Source organism: Luteibacter aegosomaticola, from assembly GCF_023078475.1.
Taxonomy (GTDB): Bacteria; Pseudomonadota; Gammaproteobacteria; order Xanthomonadales; family Rhodanobacteraceae; genus Luteibacter; species Luteibacter aegosomaticola.
Genome location: NZ_CP095741.1, coordinates 417,289 through 436,370 on the forward strand (window position 1 = coordinate 417,289; position 19,082 = coordinate 436,370).

Here is a 19,082-nt window from a genome sequence, read left to right on the forward strand (position 1 = left end):
GATGGACGGAAGCAAACGAGGCCTGGCGCATCTCTATTGGCTTGGCACCTGCATGGCCACGACCGTGCTGTTGGCGGGCATGGTGACGGGCATGGCTGACGATCGCTGGAGCCATCAGCTGTCCCTGATCGGAATCGCGATGTTTTCCTTGTTGCCGGTTACACGCGTGGCCTGGACACTTGTTACGTTCATTCGTATCAAGGACTACCCGTACGTCGCATGCTCGGCCGGCGTGCTGCTCGTGATCGGCGCAGGTGTCGCGTTGGAGGTTTGGCTGCCAGGCCTGACGCCTGGATAGCCCACCGATGAACAATGAAAAAGTCTGCATATTGATAATACAGAAATGAACTATATACTTATGGTGTAACCACGCCATAGGCAGTTCCCCATGAGTGACTTCGCCCCCACCGAAGCGCGGCTCCAGAACACGATCAAGAACTACCCCGCCTTCCCGCGGGAGCCGGCCGTGCTGGTCCGCCTGGTGAAGCACATCTATAAGGAAGTGCACGACCAGGCCAACGGCGTGATGAAGCCCTACGGTCTCAACCACCCTGAGTACAACATCCTGATGATGCTGTACGGGGCGCCGGGCCATGCGCTGAACCCCTCGCAGCTGGCCGATGCGGCGGGCGAGAAGCTGGCCAACGTCACCCGCCTGACCACCCGCCTGACCGATATGGGCTACATCGCCCGCGCGGCCAGCGAGGACGACCGCCGCAAGGTCGAGCTCACCCTCACGCCCGCCGGCATCGCCCTGATCGACAGTTTCCTGCCGGATATCATCAAGCTGCTGCACCGGCAGACGCGTAATCTCAGCGTCGATGAGCAGGGTCTGCTGGAAGGCCTGCTGAAGAAGATGCTGGCCGGGTTCGGGGAGTAACGAGGCACCGCCATGTCCGCCGTGAACCCCACCGCTGCCACTCCCGACACACGCCAGGTCGTGGTCGAGACCCTGCGCGAGGAGGCCTCGATCTGGCTCTTCGTGTTGAAGACGCTTATCGCGTTCTTCGGCACGGGCTGGCTGGCGATGCGCTTCGCGCTGCCGGCGCCGTCCACGGCGATGCTGACCACGATCATCGTGGCCAACCGCCAGTCGGGCATGGTGCTGGCGAAGAGCTTCTACCGTGCCATTGGTACCGTGGGTGGCGCGACAGCAGCAGTGGCTATCGTGGCGTCGTTCCCGCAAGAGCGCGATCTCTTCCTGCTCGCGCTGTCGTTGTGGATCGGCGTGTGTGCCGGTGGCGCCACGCTGTATCGCAACTTCAAGTCGTACGCCTTCGTGCTCGGTGGCTACACCGCGGCGATCGTGGCCTTGCCGGTCATCGACAACCCGCCGGGCGTGTTCGATTCCGCCGTGGCGCGTCTTTCCGAAGTGCTGCTCGGCCTGCTGGTGAGCGGCGTCGTCAGTGATGTGGTGTTCCCCAGCCGCATGCGCGATGTACTGCGCCGCTCGGCGCGCGAACAGTTCGCGCATTTCGTGGGCTTCGTGCGCGGCGCAACGGGCGGCTCGATCCCGCGCGAGGCGATGGAGAAGGCGCATTTGCGCTTTGTCCGCGATGCCGTGACGCTGGAAGATCTGCGCAGCTCGGTGATTTTCGAAGACGCCGAAGCGCGTGCACGCAGCAACCATCTGAGACTGTTCAATCAGCGCTTCATGGCGGCATCGACGAGCTTCCAATCGCTGCACCATCTGGTGAACCGCCTGAAGCGCGCGAAGCGTGAGCTCGCCGCGGATACGCTCATCCATCTCTATGCGCCGATCGGCGAAGCGCTCGACGTGACGATCGAAGCCGGCATGGCGGCACGCGTGCTGCTGCCGCGCCTGGTCGAGGCGCGCACAACGATGCGTGCGCGCCAGCCGGAACTGCGTGCTTCCTTGACCGACGCGCAGGACCTGCGCGATTTCGACACGGGCGCGTCGCTGCTGATGCGCTTTGTCGACGAACTGCACGCCTATGTTGATGCCGCTGCCTCGCTGCAAGCGCCCGGTGTCATCGGCGGCTCGGCTGAGCGCGTGCGTTTCGACCGCGGCAATGACTGGCTCGGTGCAGGCATTGCCACGCTGCGCACCACGGTGACCATGCTGGTGCTGGGCACCTACTGGATTGCGAGCGCCTGGCCGCTCGGCTCGAGCGCCATGCTGCTCGCCACGATCTTCGCCGGCCTGTTCGCCGCGACGCCCAACCCCACCCGGGTGACGTGGATCGTGATGCTGGGCTACCTCAGCGGCATGGCCGTCGGCTTCATCTGCGAATTCTTCGTGCTGACGCAGATGGATGGCTACGGCCTGATGGTGGCGAGCATCGCGCCGTTCCTGGCGATTGGCCTGGTCATGATGATGAGCCGTACGCTGGGTTCGTTCGGCCTCGGCTGGGCCATGGGTCTGGCCTACATCCTCGCGCTGAAGAATCCGCAGACGTACGACCCGGTGCACTTCATCAATGACGCGATCGCGCAGGTCGTTGGCCTGGGTGCCGCCGCGGTGTCGTTCGTCGTGATCCCGCCAGCCATCGGTAGCGCCTGGCTGCGCCGCCGCCAGCTGGCTCGCCTGCGCGGCCAGGTGGCCCTTGCTGCCGAAGCTCCGCTGCCGGGCCTGCGCCATCGCTTCGAGAGCGTGAACCACGATCTGGTGAGCCAGGTCGTCGCGCAGACCCAGCCGGGTGGCGCGGATTCGCGTGCGCTGATCGCCTGGGCGCTGGCGGTGCATGAGACCGGCCGCGCGCTGATCGAGCTGCGCCACGACATGGCCCGCCGCGACGTGCCGTCGACCCTGCTGCCGTACCTGCAGGAAGCGCTGCGCACGCTGGCGCGCTTCTACGAGAAGCCCGACCCGGCCGGTTACCTGCTGGCGCGCGATGCGGTGGCCACGGCCATCGCCAGCGTCGGCGAGCACGAGGGCCAGGCCCATCTGCTCGAACATCTACACCTGGTGCGCATGGCGCTGCTGGATGGCGAATCCGTCCTCGCCGCGTACATGCCTTCCGCCCCGCTTGCCAAGGAGATCGTCCATGCCTCGTGAGATTGCACTCGGCGACGCCCTGGTTCCCGGGCTGCTCGTCCTCTTTGTCCTGGCTTTGCTGGCCTTGTGGCTGCTTGATTCGCTGGCAGGCCGCTTCGGCCTTTACCGCTTCGTCTGGCACCCGCCGCTGTTCCGCCTGGGCGTGTTCGTTTGTGTCTTCGGCGCGTTTGCGCTGTTCCTTATCTGAGTGATGCCGTCATGAAACTCACCACGATCATCCGCTTCGCCATCACCGCCGTTATCATCGTTATCGCGGCGTTCGTCGGGCACGCGTTGTGGAAGCACTACATGTATTCGCCCTGGACCCGCGACGGCCGTGTGCGCGCGGAGATCGTGCGCATCGCCCCTGATGTGGCGGGCCTGGTGACCGACGTGAAGGTCATCGATAACCAGACGGTGAAGAAGGGCGATCTCCTCTTCGTCGTGGATAAGGCGCGTTACATCAACGCACTGAATCAGGCGAATGCGAACCTTCACGCGGCGGAAGCGGCAGCGCGCGCGTCGGGGGCGAGCATCAATGCCGCGGCTGCCAGCGCGCAGCAGAGCCATGCGAACTTCGAGATGTACGCCGCGCAGTCCGATCGCCGCCAGAAGCTGATCAACAACGTGATCTCGGCCGAAGACAAGGCCAATGCCGTGGCCGTGGCGAATGCCGCCAAGGCAGGCTGGCAGGCGGCGCAGGCGAGCACGAAGCAGGCGTCCGCGGCGCAGGAGCAGGCGCTTGCCGCGGTGGCCCAGGCCGAAGTGGAAGTGGCTTCGGCCCAGCTCAACCTCGATCGCACCGAGGTGCGCGCGCCGGTGGATGGCTATGTGACCAACCTCGACGTGCGCGTGGGCGATTACGCCAGCGCCGGTACCGCGCGTCTCGCCCTGATCGATAGCCACTCGTACTGGATCTACGGTTACTTCGAAGAAACCAAGCTGCCGGGCCTGCGCATCGGCGATCCGGTGGATATCCGCCTGATGAGCGGTGGCGTGCGCCTGCAAGGCCACGTGGAGAGCATCGCCCGCGGTATCACCGATGCGGATAACCCGACCGGCACCGACATGCTGGCCGACGTGAATCCCACCTTCAATTGGGTGCGCCTGGCCCAGCGCGTGCCGGTGCGCGTGAAAATCGATGCGAGCCAGATGCCGCAAGGCACGGTGCTGGCGGCGGGTATGACCGCGACCCTGGTGGTGCGCCCGTCGCACCCCGACCAGGTCGCCGCCCGCTAACCGCCCCTCGTAGGAGCCCACCCTGTGGGCGACGCCTTTCGTACAGCCGCCACAGGGTCTGTGGCTCTTCCGCGAAAGATGTCGCCCACAGGGTGGGCTCCTACGGTGTGAGGCGCTTTAGGCGTAGCTGTAGCCACTTGTCTACGTCGGCCCACTCGGTGGCGAGGATGCTGTAGCAGACGGTATCGCGCAGGGAGCCATCCTCGCGGCGCTTGTGGGCGCGCAACACGCCCTCGCGCTTGGCGCCGATCCGCTCAATGGCCCGCTGGGAATCCTGGTTGTAGGCGTCGGTGTGGAATTCCACGGCGACCACGCCCAGGTTCTGGAACGCGTTATCCAGCAGCAGGTGCTTGCACGCCGTGTTCAGGTGGCTGCGCTGCCAGCGCTTCGCGTACCAGGTGTAGCCGATAGCCACGCGGTACGGGTCCGGGGTGATGTCGTAGTAGCGGGTGGTGCCGACGATCTCGCCGGAGCTCTTCTCACGGACCACCCACGGTGACATCCGGCCTTCGACGTGCCCGCGCAGGGCTTTCTCGACGTAGGCGGCCATGCTGCCGGGGCGGGGGACGGAGGTGAACCAGAGGTCCCAGAGGTCGCCATCGGCCGCGGCCTGCTCCAGCGCGGGGACGTGCTCGAGGGCCAGCGGTTCCAGGGCGACCCAGGCGTTTTCCAGGCGATCGGCCATGCGTGCGGCTCCTTTCAGGCGTCCAGGTCGGGGATCAGGTTGCTCTCGATGCGGGCGATCGCGTCTTTTAGCAGCAATTTGCGCTTTTTCAGGCGAGTCAGCTGGAGTTCGTCCCGGCTGATGGCCTGGGCGAGGTGCTCGATGGCGGCATCGAGGTCCCGGTGCTCCACCTTGAGCTCCGCAAGGCGCTGGGATAGCTGGGTCGGATCCTGAACCTGCATAGCGGCGGCCGGCGGTTGGGGGAAGCCGCAAGTTTACCCCCCGGCGTGCCGCGCCGCAGCAGTTACACTAGGAGGCTCGTCCCTTCCGAAGCACCCAGCGACATGTCCGCCAACCCCGATGCCACCCGCAAGCAGAGCTACGAAGCCGGCAAGCTGGCCAAGCGCCTGCGCCGCCAGGTCGGCCAGGCCATCGCCGATTACGGGATGATCGAGGACGGCGACAAGGTGATGGTGTGCCTCTCCGGGGGCAAGGATTCCTACACCATGCTGGATATCCTGCTTTTGTTGCAGGCCAAGGCACCGGTGCGCTTCGAGCTCATCGCGGTGAACCTGGACCAGAAGCAGCCGGACTTCCCGGCCCATGTGCTTCCGGAATACCTCAGCGAGCGCGGCATCCCGTTCCACATCATCGAGCAGGACACGTACAGCGTCGTTACCCGCGTGATCCCGCAGGGCAAGACCATGTGCAGCCTGTGCTCGCGCATGCGCCGCGGTACCCTGTACCAGTGGGCCGCCGATAACGGCGTAACGAAGATCGCGCTCGGCCACCATCGCGACGACATCCTGGGCACGTTCTTCCTGAACATGTTCTACCAGGGCAGCCTGAAGGCCATGCCGCCCAAGCTGCAGTCCGACGATGGCAAGCACGTGGTCATTCGCCCGCTGGCGTATTGCCGCGAAGACGACATCGCGACGTTCGCCGAGGCGAAGGCCTTCCCGATCATTCCGTGCAACCTGTGCGGTTCGCAGGAGAACATGCAGCGCAAGGTGGTGAAGCGCATGCTGGAAGATTGGGAAAAGAGCCATCCCGGCCGTAGCGAAACCATGTTCCGCGCGCTGGGCAATATCGCCCCGTCGCAGCTGATGGACCGAAACCTGTTCGACTTCGCGGGCCTCGGCGCACGCGAAGGCGCGGTGCGCGCCGACACGCATGCGTGGCTTGGCGGCAGCGACACCGCTGAAGATAACGATTGATCCTTCCCTTCCACCGCTTCAAGGCCTTTCGATCATGACCCTGTTCTCTGCTGTCGAACTCGCACCGCGCGATCCGATCCTTGGCCTCAACGAAGCCTTTGGCGCGGATACCCGCGCGGACAAGGTGAACCTCGGCGTCGGCGTGTACTACGACGCGAACGGCCACGTGCCGCTGCTGCGCGCCGTGCGCGAAGCCGAGAAGGCGCGCGTCGAAGCGCAGCTGCCGCGCGGCTACCTGCCCATCGATGGCATCGCCCTGTACGACAGCGCGGTGCAGAAGCTGCTGTTCGGCGCCGAATCGCCGCTGCTGGCCGATCGCCGCGTGGTCACCGCGCAGGCCCTCGGTGGCACGGGCGCGCTCAAGGTCGGTGCCGATTTCCTCAAGCGCCTGAACCCCGATGTGCCGGTTGCCATCAGCAACCCGAGCTGGGAAAACCACCGTGCGCTGTTCGAAGGCGCTGGCTTCAATGTGGTCGACTACGCCTACTACGATGCCGCCACCCATGGCGTGGACGTGGAAGGCATGCTCGCCAGCCTGGCCAAGCTCCCGAAGGGCGCAGTCGTCGTCCTGCACGCGTGCTGCCACAACCCGACGGGTGTGGATCTCACCGAAGCCGACTGGAAGCGCGTGATCGCCACTGTGCGCGAGCACGGCCTGGTGCCGTTCCTCGACATCGCCTACCAGGGCTTCGGCGATGGCATCGAAGCCGATGCCGTGGCCGTGCGCCTGTTCGCACAGACCGATGTGCCGTTCTTCGTGGCCAGCTCGTTCTCGAAGTCGTTCTCGCTGTACGGCGAGCGCGTGGGTGCACTGTCGATCGTCACCGGTTCGCACGATGAAGCCGTGCGCGTGCAGTCGCAGCTGAAGCGCATCATCCGTACGAACTATTCGAACCCGCCGACCCATGGTGCGGCGATCGTGTCGGCCGTGCTCAACCACGACGACCTGCGCGCCACCTGGGAAGCCGAGCTGGGCGAAATGCGTGACCGCATCCGTGCGATGCGCCGCGGCCTCGTCGAACGCCTTTCCAAGGCGGGCGATTTCGGCTTCATTCAAGAGCAGCGCGGCATGTTCTCGTATTCCGGCCTCAGCAGCGCCCAGGTCGATCGCCTGCGCGAAGAGTTCGGTATCTACGCCGTGGGCACGGGCCGCATCTGCGTCGCCGCGCTTAACGACAAGAACATCGATCGCGTCGCTGACGCCATCGCGAAGGTGGTCTGAGCCACCGTTACCTTTTGCTGCCGGCGGGCGCCTCGCGCCCGCCACGGCTAACCCTTTGCATGAGAATTACTGATACATGTTCTTTCGCAACCTGACGCTGTTCCGCTTTTCCGAATCCGTCGCCGCCGACCTGGACCGCCTGGACGAAGTTCTTCCGGAACATCGCCTGCGTCCTGTCGGTCCGATGGAGCTGAACGCGCGTGGCTTTGTTTCGCCACTGGGCCGTAACGAGGAAGGCCTGACCCACAACGTGGCCCGCAACACGATGGTCACCGTGGGCAGCGAAGATAAGCTCCTGCCGTCCTCCGTCATCAACGACGAGGTGGCCAACCGCGTACAGAAGATCGCCGAGGAAGAAGGCCGCAAGGTCGGCGGGCGCGAGCGCAAGACGATCAAGGACAACGTCCTGAACGAGCTGGTGCCGCGCGCTTTCGTGCGCAGCTCGCGCATGAAGGCCTACGCCGACAAGAAGAACGGCTGGTTCATCCTGGATACGTCCAGTCGCAAGTCCGCTGAGAACACCCTGAGTCAGGTCCGCGAGGCCCTGGGCAGCTTCCCGGCCGTGCCGCTGGCGCCGGAAGAATCGCCCCGGATTCTCATGACCCACTGGGTGGCCACGGGTGAGCTGCCGGGCGGCCTGGCCCTCGGCGACGAGTGCGAGCTGCGTGATCCGGCCACGGCCTCGGGCGCCATTGCCCGCTGCCGCCGCCAGGATCTCGATACCGATGAGATCCGGGAGCACCTGCGCACCGGTAAACAGGTGTTCCAGCTTGGTTTGGTCTTCGATGACCGCATCTCTTTCGTGCTTGGCGAAGACCTCATCCTGCGTAAAATCAAGTTCACGGACGTGGTGCTGGACGAACAGGCGGATAGCCACGAGAACGCCGCCGCCGAAATGGACGCCACCTTCGCCCTGATGGCGCTTGAGTACGAGCGCCTGCTGGGCAAGCTGGAAGAATGGTTCAAGCTGCCGCGTCCGGAGTGATCCGCCGGGCCGGTCGCAGTGGTTGATACACCGGGATGGAATGGTTGTCGGGATCGGTTCGGGACTGGCGACATGGCATCAGAACAAGGCGACTGGCTGGAACTCTCCACCCCGACCGGGGGCACCATACGGGTGCTGAAGTCGGCGCACCCGCGCGCGCGCCGACTTCGCCTTACCGTGACCCCCAAGGGCGCACGGCTCACCTACCCGAACGGAACGCACGTCGCGCAGATGACGGCGTTCCTGCGCCATCATGCGGACTGGCTGGAACAGAAGCTCGGCGAGTTCCACATGGACGCCGAGCCGCTACCCGCGCTGCGCGTGGGCGTGCCCGCGACGTTCCCGTTTCGCGGCGAAGAAACCACCCTGCATTGGGCCGAAGGCCCGTACCCGCGCGTGCAGCATGACGAGGGCAGCATCACGCTCGTGATCCCCGGCCCGCATCATCGTGAGTTACTGGTGGCGCGCGGCCTGCTGGCCACGTTCTTCGAAGCGCAGATCCGTCGCGATGTATCGCGGTGGTTGCCGGGCTATATCCCGCAGATCAACGCGGCGCCGACGGCGTTGCGCATCCGGCCGCTGAAAAGTCTGTGGGGCAGCCTCGATACGCGCGATCGCATCAACCTGGATCTCGCGCTGGCGCTCGCGCCACCGGCGGCGCTGCGTTACGTGCTGGTGCACGAGCTGTGTCACCTGAAGGTGCGCAACCATTCGCCGCGGTTCTGGCACTGGGTGGAAAGCATCCTGCCGGAGCACAAGGAGCAGCGTGCGTGGCTGCGCGCGCATGGCAGTGCGTTGAAGGCGCAGCTGGATCGGTTGATCGCCGACGTAGCCGATTAGCAAAGGTTTCCTACCCCGCATGTGTAGGAGCCCACCCTGTGGGCGACGCCGTTCGCGAAAGAGCCACAGGGCCTGTGGCGGTATCGCGAAAGATGTCGCCCACAGGGTGGGCTCCTACGGGGCGCTCTTGCGATCAGTGCGCTAGCGCGAACCCGGTGATGATCCGCGCGGTTTCGTCCGGCTTCTCAAGCATCGGCATGTGGTTGCAACCGTTCATCACGGTCGCGCCGATCGACGGGCTGCTCTTCAGGCCGTTGCGCAGCGTATCCAGTGCCGACACATCGATGATCTTGTCATCGTGGCACCAGATGCCCAGCACCGGCATCTGCAGCTTCACCAGGATCGGATCCAGCGCGAAGGCCTGCTCCGGCTGCTTCAGTTCGGCGAACGTGCGCTCGATGAACGCGCGATCGGCCACGTTGCGACGAACCAGGGCATCCTCGATGCGGCCCGGGATGTGCGGCGGCTTGGTGAAGATCCGCGCGAACAGCGCTTCAAGCTCTTCACGGTTGCTGACCAGGAATGGATCCTTGCCAGCCTTCACATCACGGACGAAGTCGTTTTCCTTGAAGGTAAGGCCCAGCGAGCTCATGAGCGTGAGCGCAGCGACGCGTTCCGGATGATCGGCGGCATACACACCGGCGATCGCACCGCCCATGGACTGGCCCACGAGGAGGAAGTGCTGCAGGCCAGCGGCCTTGGCGAAATCCTCCAGGCGAGCGGCCTGTGCGGGGATGCCGTAATCGCCACCCTCATTGCGCGACGACTCACCCCAGCCCGGCAGGTCCGGAATCACGACGTGGAAGTGGTCGGTAAGGCCCTTGGCCATTTCCAGCCAGGTTTCCTTATTGGCCGCGAAACCGTGCAGCAGCACGATCGTCGGGCCCTGGCCACCTTCGTAGTACGACCACGTGGTGTCACCGGCGACGACGGTCTTCTTGTCGACGTGCGCCTGCATCGCCATGCGCGCCGCATCGGCCCTGACGAGCAGCTGCGGCGCGAGGAGATAGACCAGGCCTGCGCTGGCACCGAGCACCACCGCGACCACGATCAGGAACTTCAGGCGACGCAGGAGCAGCCGTTGCCAGAGCGGGCGGGTGGAGGCCGGTGTTACGGGAGCAGGAGTCTTGGCCATCTCACTTCTTCTTCGACTTACCGGCGAGGATGTTCTCCACCGCCTGCTGGGTCATCGGGTGGTAGCCCGACTTCGCCTTCGCATAGGTTTCCTTCGCGAACGCCAGGCCTTCCGGCGTGCGGGCGAAAGCGCGGTAGACCGGCGTGGTGAGGTACAGGCGGCCGATGCGGGTCATGTGCTCGGCGGCGGCCGTCCACACGTCCTTGTCGCCAGCGGCGATGGCGTGGGCGTACCAGCGCATGCCGATCTCGGCGTTCGGCGTACCCGTGAGGTGCCACGCGGCGTCGATGGCCTTCATCTTGTCGAGCGGCGGCACGTCCGGCATGCGGTCAAGGAAGTACATCCATTCCTGGGTGTTCCAGGTCTTGGCATCGAGCTTGGCCGCATCGAGCTTGCCGGCAAGGAACTCGGTGCGCTCCTTGTCGATGTAGTCGAAGCGTGCGGAGGTCGGAAGCGGTGCATCCTTCGGGATACCCGGCTGCCAGATCCATGCGCGCGCTTCGGCCTCGCTCATCTTGCCCGGGTACTTATCGAGCAGGTTGGCCTTCATGTAGGCGAACATCGTGTCGGTATCGATGCTCTGGAACGCGAAGTGGGCGAAGTAGCCCTTGAGGTAGGCATCGAACGTTTCGCGGCCGAACCGCTGTTCCAGGGTGCGCAGGAACCAGGAGCCCTTATCGTATGCGACGGACGACAGCGAATCGTCGGCGCCGACGCCGCGCGGATCCGGGGTGAGCTTCTGCGTGTTGGGCTCCATCGAACCGATGGTCTTCTCGAGCTCGCGCGCGGAGAGCAGCGCTTCCTCGTCGGCCTGCGACTTGCCGTACACGGCCTCGGTGATGCGGCCCTGCACGTAAGTGGTGAAGCCTTCATTGAGCCAGATGTCGCGCCACGCGGCGCTGGTCACCAGATTGCCCGACCACGAGTGCGCGAGTTCGTGCGACACGAGCGAGACGAGGCTCTTGTCGCCGACCAGCACGGTGGGCGTGGCGAACGTCATGTTCGGGTTTTCCATGCCGCCAAACGGGAACGACGGCGGCAGCACGAGCAGGTCGTAGCGGCCCCACGCGTACGGGCCGTACAGCTTCTCGGTGGTAGCGATGAGCTTCTCGGTATCTTCGAACTCATGCGCGGCCTTGTCGACGACGCTGGGCTCGGCATACACGGCGCTGCGCGGGCCGGTTTCCTTCACCGCGATATCGCCGGCGGCGATCGCCAGCAGGTACGACGGGATCGGGTGCGGCTGGTCGAACTTGAAATCGCCGTCGAGCGGATGCTTCGCGTCGTTGATCGCGCTCATCACCACGCGGACATCCTTCGGCGCGGTCACATGCGCATCGTAGGTGAAGCGGATAGCCGGCGAATCCTGCAGCGGCACCCACGAACGCGCGTGGATGGATTCCGACTGCGAGAACATGAAGGGCTGCTTCTTGTCCGCGGTCTGCTCGGGGGTGAGCCACTGCAGGCCCGAGGCCTCGGGCACCGTGGTGTACGTGATGCGGACGCTCGCCGGGTGCGTCGGCGCCTGGATCGTGAGCTTCGAGCCCAGCTCCTTGTCGCGCGGCGCAAGGGCGAACTTCAGCGGCGAAGCCTTGCCGCCGGCATCGACGGCATCGACGCTGGCGATCTTGAGGTCACGCGTATCGAGTACCAGGGCCTGTGCCTTGCCGTCCTTCCAGTCCAGCTTCAGCGTGGCATTGCCGGCGAGCTCGCGCTTGCTGAAGTCCACCTTCAGGTCGAGGTCGAGGTGGGTGACCTTGACGATGGTGGGCTGGGCGTACGAGTGCGGATCGGCGGCGAACGCCACCACGGGGAAGGCCACCGTGAGGGCGGCAAAGGGAAGCAGGCGCATGGTGCGGGTTCCATGATCAGGAACCCCAAGTATGCCACCGGAAGGGCCGGGGCCGGGACGGGGCCTCCGGACGCCATTTCAAGGGCCTGCGGCGCTATTCGCCAGCAGGCGGCCTGTTACAGCTTGTAGCCGCGATGGATGGCGACGATGCCGTTCGTAAGGTTGCGCACTTCAACGTGGCCAAAACCGGCGCCCAGCATCATGTCGCGGAGCGTGCCCTGGTCCGGGTGCTTGCGGATCGATTCGGCGAGGTAGCGGTAGCTGTCCGAATCGTTGGCGAACAGCTTGCCCAGGCGCGGCAGGATCTGGAACGAATGTACGTCGTACAGCTTCGACAGCAGCGGGCTCTGCACCTTCGAGAATTCGAGCACGAGCAGGCGGCCGCCCGGCTTGAGGATGCGCGCCATGTCGGCCAGCGCCTTTTCCTTGTCGGTGACGTTGCGCAGGCCGAACGCGATGGTGATGGCGTCGAAGCTGTTGTCCGGGAACGGCAGCGCCTCGGCGTTCATCTGCGCCCAGCGCAGACCGGCGACGAGGCCACGATCCGTCAGGCGGTCACGGCCGACCCCGAGCATGGCGGCGTTGATATCACCGACGACCACCTCGCCTTCGTCACCCACGACGGGCTTGAGCAACGCGGCGATATCGCCCGTGCCACCGGCGAGGTCAAGCACGCGATCGCCCCGGCGCACGCCGCTGACGGCGACGAAATGCCGTTTCCACAGGCGATGCACGCCGAACGACATGAGGTCGTTCATGAGGTCGTAATTACGCGCGACGGACGTGAACACCTCACCGACAAGCTTCTGCTTGTCGGCGACGGGTACATCGCGGAAGCCAAAATGGGTGGTCTGACGGGAATCCATGCCCCGCATGGTACCTCATCCGGGTGGCACGAGCCCCTTACGGCCCCGTGCCACCCGGCCCGCTTACGGCGCGCCCGGCGCGGTATCGAAGGTCACCCCCGCTCCGGACCGTCCACCGGTGGTGAAGGCGCCCGGGACGACGCTGATCTCGGGGTCGACCGAACGCAGGGTGTACTCGTATTCCCCCCCGGGCATGGCGCGGCGGTGCAGCGAATAGCGCAGGGTGCCATCCCGGGTGACGGCGCGGGAGAGGGGCCCCGTGTTCACCCGGGCCCAGCGAGCGAGCGGGTCACGGCCACGCATGCGCTGCCAGCGGGCGATGCCGAGGACGGTATCGAGCTGGTTGGTGGGAGCCGTGGGTGCGAGGGAGGTGAGCTGGAGTTCGGAGGGGCGCAGTGGATTGAACGAACTGCCCAGCTCAAGGTAGCCGGGGCGTGGGGCGCCGATGGCGTTCACCTGGGGAAGTGCCTCGGCGTAGTGGTAGAGCTGGGCGGGCCATTCGCCACGCGCGACGACCTCGGACGCGCCCGGCATATCTGGCAACTGTGGGAGGGCTCCGGTGCTGGCGGAGACGCGCACCGGTATCCGTGGTGCCGCGCGCGCCGCGGCGAGCGCGATTTCCCAGCGTTCGATCTGGCCTGTGGTCAGTACCGGCGGCTCTGGCGTGACCGGATCCGTGGAGGAGGTGATGGTCGGATCCTGTCCATCGTCAGGCCGCGCGGCCGCACCGTTCAACGGCCGTTCCGGCGAAGGCACGCGGCGGCCGCCCGAACGCGCCCAGCCCAGTTCTGCGATCACCTGCGCCCGATCACCGGTAGATGGGAACAGGCGTTCCAGCGCCTGGTGGAACTCACGACGCTGATGGCGCGATAGCGCCGCCAGGTCCGGATGCAGGTTGGGCTCTTGCCACACCGCTTCACGGACCGGTGCGCGCATATGGAATCTCACGCCGTCGGAACGGACCATGGCGTGGCCCATCGGGTTATCGCGTAGCGCGGCCCTCACCGCGGGGCGCAGGTGTTCGGCGGCAGGCGGCATGGGGCCGACGAGGTCCAGGTCATCCATGTGGAACCCGCCGGGCCTGGTGGGTTGCCCCGGCTGCGGGGCGCGTGGAGCGGGCGCCTGCGCTCCCTCGTCCGCCAGGTTCAGTGCATCGAAGAATCGATTGCAAAGGCTGCGCCGCATGCCACCGCACAATCCGACGTTGCGTGCGAACACCCATTGGCCACCCACGCGTTCAATCGCCGGGCCGGTGGCGTGCGCGAAGGGCTCGTTTGCGCGTGTCAGGCGCCATACGCCGAGGTCCGTGTCGCGACGAACCGCGTAGAACTGGTTCTCGTGCTTCACATAATGCTTGCCGTGTATTTCATGGATGCCCTCGGTGTTGGCTGCGCCTCGCGGGCGAACCGTCGCGCTTGCGCGGTAGCGGGCATCGAACGCCACGGTCGGATTGCCAGCGCGCGCGGGTACGTTAACGAGCCTTGTGGCCTGGCCAGAACTGCGCGCCGCCGTCGTGCGAGCCATCCCGGCGATCTGGTAGGGCACCGCGACATTCAGCGCGTGGGTATAGGCCTCGGTAAACGCGACGAAGGCTTCGCCGACGCTCCCGGCGCGCAGGTGATCCTCTATGCGCCATGCCGCGTGCACCGCACGCAGTGCGCTGGCGGGGATCTCCATGAGCGCCTTGCTGACCTGCGCCGGGTTGATGTTGGCCAGCGGATGGTCGACGAAGGATTGCCATGCGCTCTCGCTGTCCGTGCGCGCAAGGTAACGGGCATCGCGTTTATGCTGCGCCACGCTGGCGTCGTACTGGGTTGCAAGGAAATCGCTGCGAATCTCGCGTTCGGCAAACGGTTCGGCCGTGCGCGTATAACGCGTTGTGTCACCCGGGCTAACGTCGAAGATAAAGGCCGCGCGGTGGTCGACGTCGCTGAATTCGCGCATGGCGCCATTCGGGAGGACCGTCGCGAACTCGATCGGCAAGCGGTCGAGCAGGTATTCGCGAAAGTCCGGGTGGTGCAGAAAACGGCGCGCCGCTTCCTGGCGATCGGAGAACTCGCGGAACATGACGCCATCGGGCGCACCGGGCGTATAGAGCACCACGCGCGACACGGCGCCGGGCTGGCGCACGCCAAACATGAGGATGCCGCTTACGGGCGCTCCTCGGTATGTGATCTGGTTCGCCAGGATCTCGTGGCCTTCCACTTTCTCGCGACCGTCGGCTTCGCGCGAGGCCAGCGCTGCCTGCACCCACTTGAAGCCGCGTTCGTTGTGGTCATCGACAAACGTGCCGGGCCGATCGCCCGTGTAGTAACCGACCCGTGCGTCTTCCGCCTCGAAACGCATCTGCGCGGCTTCGAGATCGATGGCGAGCAGCCGCGCGAGCGTCCCGCGTGGTCCTTCCTGAAGCGTCGACGTCAGATGCGCATCGAATGAGGCGGCTATATCCAGCCCGGACAGGACGCTACGGAGCGTGGTGTTCGACAGGTCGGCACCCAGCGCGCTCCCATCGCCGCGATGGGCCCGGAAGCTATCCGCGCTGAAGCGGCCGATGTTCTGCAAAGCCAGTTGCAGCAGCGGCACCTGGCTCTTCGGCGGTCCGTTGAACGCGTAGTTGAGTGCGCCTGCGGGATCGGCGGGGTTGAGGGCGTGGTACACCGAGACCACGATGTCTTGCGGGTCGTCCTCGATGCCGGCAGCCTTGAGCGCGGCGCGAAGCCTGGTGGTCGTGAAGCCGATCAGCGTATCGGGCGCTTCGATGCCGGCTTGTGCGCGCAGGCGAGCCGTAAGGTAAAGCGCGTTGTCGTAGCCGCGCGCGGCATCCTCCCAGGCGTGGCGCAAGGAGACGGGCGCGCGGTCCAGACGCTCGGCGTTGACGACGTCGATGAGGCGCGCTTCACGCGCGTCAAGCATGGCGGATACATCGAACTGCTGGCCAAGGCGCAGCACATCGCGCATGCGGTCGGCGAGGTGCGTAGCCGCTGCCGGCGTCTCCAGATCGATGCGGTAATCGCTCCATGCGTGGGCCAGCTTTTCGGCCTGCACTTCGATCAGACGCGCCGCCGCACGCTCGAAGGGCGGCTCACTGACGGGGCGTGAGCCGATGGTACGGTCTTCGATGCCCTGGGCGAGATCATCGAGGGCCAGTCCGGCCACATCGCCAAGGTGGCCGGCGCTACTTTCGAAGCGCTGCCGTGCATGGTCGATCAGCTGTTCGAGCGAGAGGAAGCTCTCCCATCCACGGTCGGGGAGGAACAGGAGTGCAAGGTCGGGCTGGCGATCGTCCCGCAGGATCAGCGCGCCTGCGTAGGCCGCGTTGCCGAAGGTGAGCTCGCGCGCTTCGACATGCGGTGGTGGCGCTGCATCGTAGTTGGCGATGGCGTATCGCACGAGGTTTGCCGAGCGCTCATCGAGCGAACCATCGAGGGCCCGCAGCGCCGCCTCATCGCGCATGGTCTCCGCCATCAGACGGCCAAGGGCAGAGCGACGCAGCATGCCGGTGCCTTCATCGGTGCTGGCCCAGAAGTCCGCGAGTTCGACCAGGTAAGGCGATACGCCTGCTGCGCTTCCCGGTGCGGGTGGCTCAGGGAGTTGCTGTTGCCACGTGCTGAGCTGGCGCCGTGCGGCGATGAGCCGCTGGAGGGCTGCAGTGGCCTGTTGTGCTTCGGGGCTCGCGTTGCCGCTGAGGGCAGGCGGCGCCTGGTTGGGCATCATGTCCATGGTGCTTCCTTGATGGGTGGAGTGACTGGCTAGGGCGCAGGCCAGAAGTGGATCGAGAAATTGCCTTCGTGGAAGAAGACCGCGGGGTTCCACCAGCCAAGGGCCGGCGGATTGGTTTGTCGTAACACCAGCATGGGGCCGTCGACGGTGTGCTGGCGGTACAGGCGATACGGGTGGCCGAGGTGCGCGCCCAACGCCGTGGGCGGCGGTAGCAGGCGCCGGAGCTCAATGCGGATCCAGGCGCCCGACGCTTGCCCAAGTGACGTTGTCGCGGGTGGTAGCGTCGCGCGGGACATCGGTGTGCGTGGTAGCCATGCATCGGGCACGCTGCCCGTTTGCGAAAGCAGGGTTTCGGGCGACTGGGTCATGAGCGGTATGCCTTGCACGGGGCTCTGTGCCGGGCGCACCTGCGAGAGTGTCAGGGTTCGTGCATGGCGGAAGTGTTCCATTTCGTACGCCGTGGCGTAGTAATAGGCCACGTCAGGCCATTCGCTTTCCGGCACCAGTTCCAGTCGCGGGGCAGGGGCGAGCGGCGCCGCAGTGGATGGGCCCGGTAACTCGCCAAGCCTCGGGTTTGCGCTGCGCATCGCTCGCACATGGTTGAGTGCAGCGGTCCAGTGCGTGAGTTCTTCGGGCGATACCTGGAGCAGCGTTTCGTTCGGAAGCGGCCGGCGGCCGAGGGTCGTGAAGATACGTATCGCGTTGGCCTCGCCGGCACGTACCTGGAGGTCACCGATCAGCTCGCGTAACTCATTGGGGGAAAGGTCGGCGACCAGGGGCATCGCTCTGGCGCGGAACTCGAGAAAGAAGTCATCCGGCGTTACGTTCAGCAACGGCGGGAACATGATCTGCGCTTGCGCCCTCTCGAGCGCGGCCGGTTCCGGACGCCACGTGCCATAGCCCGTCTGGCGGGTCGAGCGAAGCTCGCGGATGCCGGCCACGTGGGTCTGGAAAAGCTCGGCTTCTTCCGCCGCCACGTGGATAGGGGCCGCATTGACCGGACGGCGCATGCCAAGCGCGTTGAATACCGTTTCCTCACGCGTCCCCAGCGCACGGGCCATTCGCTGGCGAAGCAGCATGTATTCGGTGACATGGAAGTCACCCAGCGCTTCGGAGAGATAGCCTCGATAGAGTTCCCAGTCTTCCGCCGAGACATGGTATGGGCCGGTGCCCTTCGGCTGGCCGCCGAGCAAACCCGCGCGTTGGACCTGCCATCGGCCGCCGGGCAGGCGCTCGATGAGGGGCCCGCTGAATTGCGCATCCAGCGCGCCGGCGCGGGTCAAACGCCAGCCGCGCATGCCTGCGTCGAAACGCACCTGGTAAAACTGGCCATCCTGGCGGATGTAGTTCGCCTGGCGAATGCGGAAGATGCCCTCCGCCGATTCGGCGCCCTGTGCTGCGGCGACGCCGCGCGCGATATAGCGTTTGTCGAACAGCGTGTCCGCGTGTGCGAAGTCACGGCGAAGTGCGGGCGTACGCAGCCCCAAGCTTATGCGCCGACCCCATGCGCTGCCGGCAGACGATACGTAGGAAGTCTCGATCGCGTGTGGCAGCACGATATCGCCGATCCCGACCACCGCGTTCGCATGCCGTAGGAATGCCGCGTCGGCCATCGTCGTCCGCCACGCAGCGATATCGTAGATATCCACGAACTGGTGGAGATCGAGCGCGCCGTGCAGGGCGTCGGCGAGAGCCTGCTGGCCGAGAGGGGCATAGCGTTCCCACACCTGTTCGACGCCTGCCGTGTATCGGGTCACCAGTTGGATAGCCAGCGCACCGAACAGCGGGCCGTCCTGCGGTTCCGAAAACACCTCGTGCGTGTCTGACGTCGGCACCACGTGTCCGAGCGCCTGCTCCAGGGAGCCGAAAGCGTGCCATCCCGAGTGCGGGGCAAAGAGAAGGACGAGGTCGGGTACCTGGTCGTCGTGCAATACCAGCGAACCGGCCAGTGGCATGTCGCCTACGCGTAGCATGCGGGCGTGGAGTGTCGGTGGCAGCGTGGATTCTGCCGCCGTCGCCGCTCGCACCATGCTCAGCGCTTCCGTCGGCAGGAGCGAATCGCCGACGAGCAATGCGGCATCGTCGCGTGCGACGCGAGCCACCACCCGTGCAAGGGCCTGTTGGCGGGTCATCGCTGTATCGTCGACCACGACGGCTTCGTGCCAGAACGCATCGATGGCATCGAGGTACTTGTCCTTACCAAGCGAAAAGTCGTCGGGAAGAAGCGCTTGTTGATCGACCAGCCATTGCTGGCTATCGGAGAGGCGCTGAAGGGTGGTGGCCGTCGCCTGGTCAGCGGCGGCCACGATCGCAGGCGGTGCCTGTGGTGGCGTGGTATCCATGG

General features: G+C 65.6%; 16 protein-coding genes. 9 read left to right on the plus strand and 7 right to left on the minus strand.

What is annotated here, in order from left to right; genetic code table 11:
* Position 1 precedes the first annotated feature (1 nt).
* The 5 genes from L2Y96_RS01905 (at position 2) to L2Y96_RS01925 (ending at position 4,237) form a co-directional block, all read left to right on the plus strand.
* Complete coding sequence (locus L2Y96_RS01905; protein WP_247331484.1) at positions 2 to 298, plus strand: DUF1634 domain-containing protein; 297 nt, start codon at positions 2 to 4, stop codon at positions 296 to 298.
* Between the two features lie 90 nt (positions 299 to 388).
* Positions 389 to 880: a MarR family winged helix-turn-helix transcriptional regulator gene (locus L2Y96_RS01910; protein ID WP_247331486.1), complete on the plus strand. Its 492-nt coding sequence runs from the start codon at positions 389 to 391 to the stop codon at positions 878 to 880.
* A gap of 12 nt (positions 881 to 892) precedes the next feature.
* A complete protein-coding gene (locus L2Y96_RS01915; RefSeq protein WP_247331488.1) occupies positions 893 to 3,019 on the plus strand; it encodes an FUSC family protein in 2,127 nt (708 codons plus the stop codon).
* Positions 3,009 to 3,206: a DUF1656 domain-containing protein gene (locus L2Y96_RS01920; protein ID WP_247331489.1), complete on the plus strand. Its 198-nt coding sequence runs from the start codon at positions 3,009 to 3,011 to the stop codon at positions 3,204 to 3,206. Before L2Y96_RS01915 ends, L2Y96_RS01920 begins: the two co-directional genes overlap by 11 nt.
* 11 nt (positions 3,207 to 3,217) lie before the next feature.
* On the plus strand, positions 3,218 to 4,237 hold the full coding sequence (locus tag L2Y96_RS01925; RefSeq protein WP_247331491.1) for an HlyD family secretion protein: 1,020 nt from the start codon (positions 3,218 to 3,220) through the stop codon (positions 4,235 to 4,237).
* A 100-nt stretch (positions 4,238 to 4,337) separates the two neighbouring features.
* On the opposite strand, the gene L2Y96_RS01930 is transcribed toward L2Y96_RS01925, so the two are convergent.
* Entirely contained in the window at positions 4,338 to 4,922 is a 585-nt protein-coding gene (locus tag L2Y96_RS01930; RefSeq protein WP_247331493.1) for a GNAT family N-acetyltransferase, read from the minus strand.
* A gap of 14 nt (positions 4,923 to 4,936) precedes the next feature.
* A complete protein-coding gene (locus tag L2Y96_RS01935; protein WP_247331495.1) occupies positions 4,937 to 5,143 on the minus strand; it encodes a YdcH family protein in 207 nt (68 codons plus the stop codon).
* 102 nt (positions 5,144 to 5,245) lie between these two features.
* Between L2Y96_RS01935 and ttcA the strand changes: the two genes are divergently transcribed.
* From ttcA to L2Y96_RS01955, 4 genes are all read left to right on the plus strand, one after another.
* Positions 5,246 to 6,118 (plus strand): tRNA 2-thiocytidine(32) synthetase TtcA, encoded by an 873-nt coding sequence (gene ttcA, locus L2Y96_RS01940; protein ID WP_247331496.1) that lies wholly within the window; start codon positions 5,246 to 5,248, stop codon positions 6,116 to 6,118.
* Positions 6,119 to 6,152: 34 nt separating this feature from the next.
* Positions 6,153 to 7,340, plus strand: coding sequence for an amino acid aminotransferase (locus tag L2Y96_RS01945; protein ID WP_247331498.1), 1,188 nt, complete (start codon positions 6,153 to 6,155; stop codon positions 7,338 to 7,340).
* Positions 7,341 to 7,416: 76 nt separating this feature from the next.
* Positions 7,417 to 8,325, plus strand: a complete 909-nt coding sequence (locus L2Y96_RS01950; protein ID WP_247331500.1) for a recombination-associated protein RdgC — start codon at positions 7,417 to 7,419, stop codon at positions 8,323 to 8,325.
* A 72-nt stretch (positions 8,326 to 8,397) separates the two neighbouring features.
* Positions 8,398 to 9,165, plus strand: a complete 768-nt coding sequence (locus L2Y96_RS01955) for a M48 family metallopeptidase (RefSeq protein ID WP_247331501.1) — start codon at positions 8,398 to 8,400, stop codon at positions 9,163 to 9,165.
* 133 nt (positions 9,166 to 9,298) lie between these two features.
* Here the strand turns inward: L2Y96_RS01955 and L2Y96_RS01960 are convergent, their stop codons facing one another.
* The 5 genes from L2Y96_RS01960 to L2Y96_RS01980 all read right to left on the minus strand — a co-directional run bounded on the left by L2Y96_RS01960 (position 9,299) and on the right by L2Y96_RS01980 (position 19,080).
* Positions 9,299 to 10,300, minus strand: coding sequence for an alpha/beta fold hydrolase (locus L2Y96_RS01960; protein ID WP_247331503.1), 1,002 nt, complete (start codon positions 10,298 to 10,300; stop codon positions 9,299 to 9,301).
* 1 nt (position 10,301) lies between these two features.
* Positions 10,302 to 12,152, minus strand: a complete 1,851-nt coding sequence (locus L2Y96_RS01965) for a M1 family metallopeptidase (RefSeq protein ID WP_247331505.1) — start codon at positions 12,150 to 12,152, stop codon at positions 10,302 to 10,304.
* A gap of 116 nt (positions 12,153 to 12,268) precedes the next feature.
* A complete protein-coding gene (gene ubiE, locus L2Y96_RS01970; protein ID WP_247331507.1) occupies positions 12,269 to 13,018 on the minus strand; it encodes a bifunctional demethylmenaquinone methyltransferase/2-methoxy-6-polyprenyl-1,4-benzoquinol methylase UbiE in 750 nt (249 codons plus the stop codon).
* Between the two features lie 63 nt (positions 13,019 to 13,081).
* On the minus strand, positions 13,082 to 16,738 hold the full coding sequence (locus L2Y96_RS01975) for a dermonecrotic toxin domain-containing protein (RefSeq protein ID WP_247331509.1): 3,657 nt from the start codon (positions 16,736 to 16,738) through the stop codon (positions 13,082 to 13,084).
* Between the two features lie 29 nt (positions 16,739 to 16,767).
* Complete coding sequence (locus tag L2Y96_RS01980; protein WP_247331510.1) at positions 16,768 to 19,080, minus strand: hypothetical protein; 2,313 nt, start codon at positions 19,078 to 19,080, stop codon at positions 16,768 to 16,770.
* Between the last annotated feature and the right edge of the window lie 2 nt (positions 19,081 to 19,082).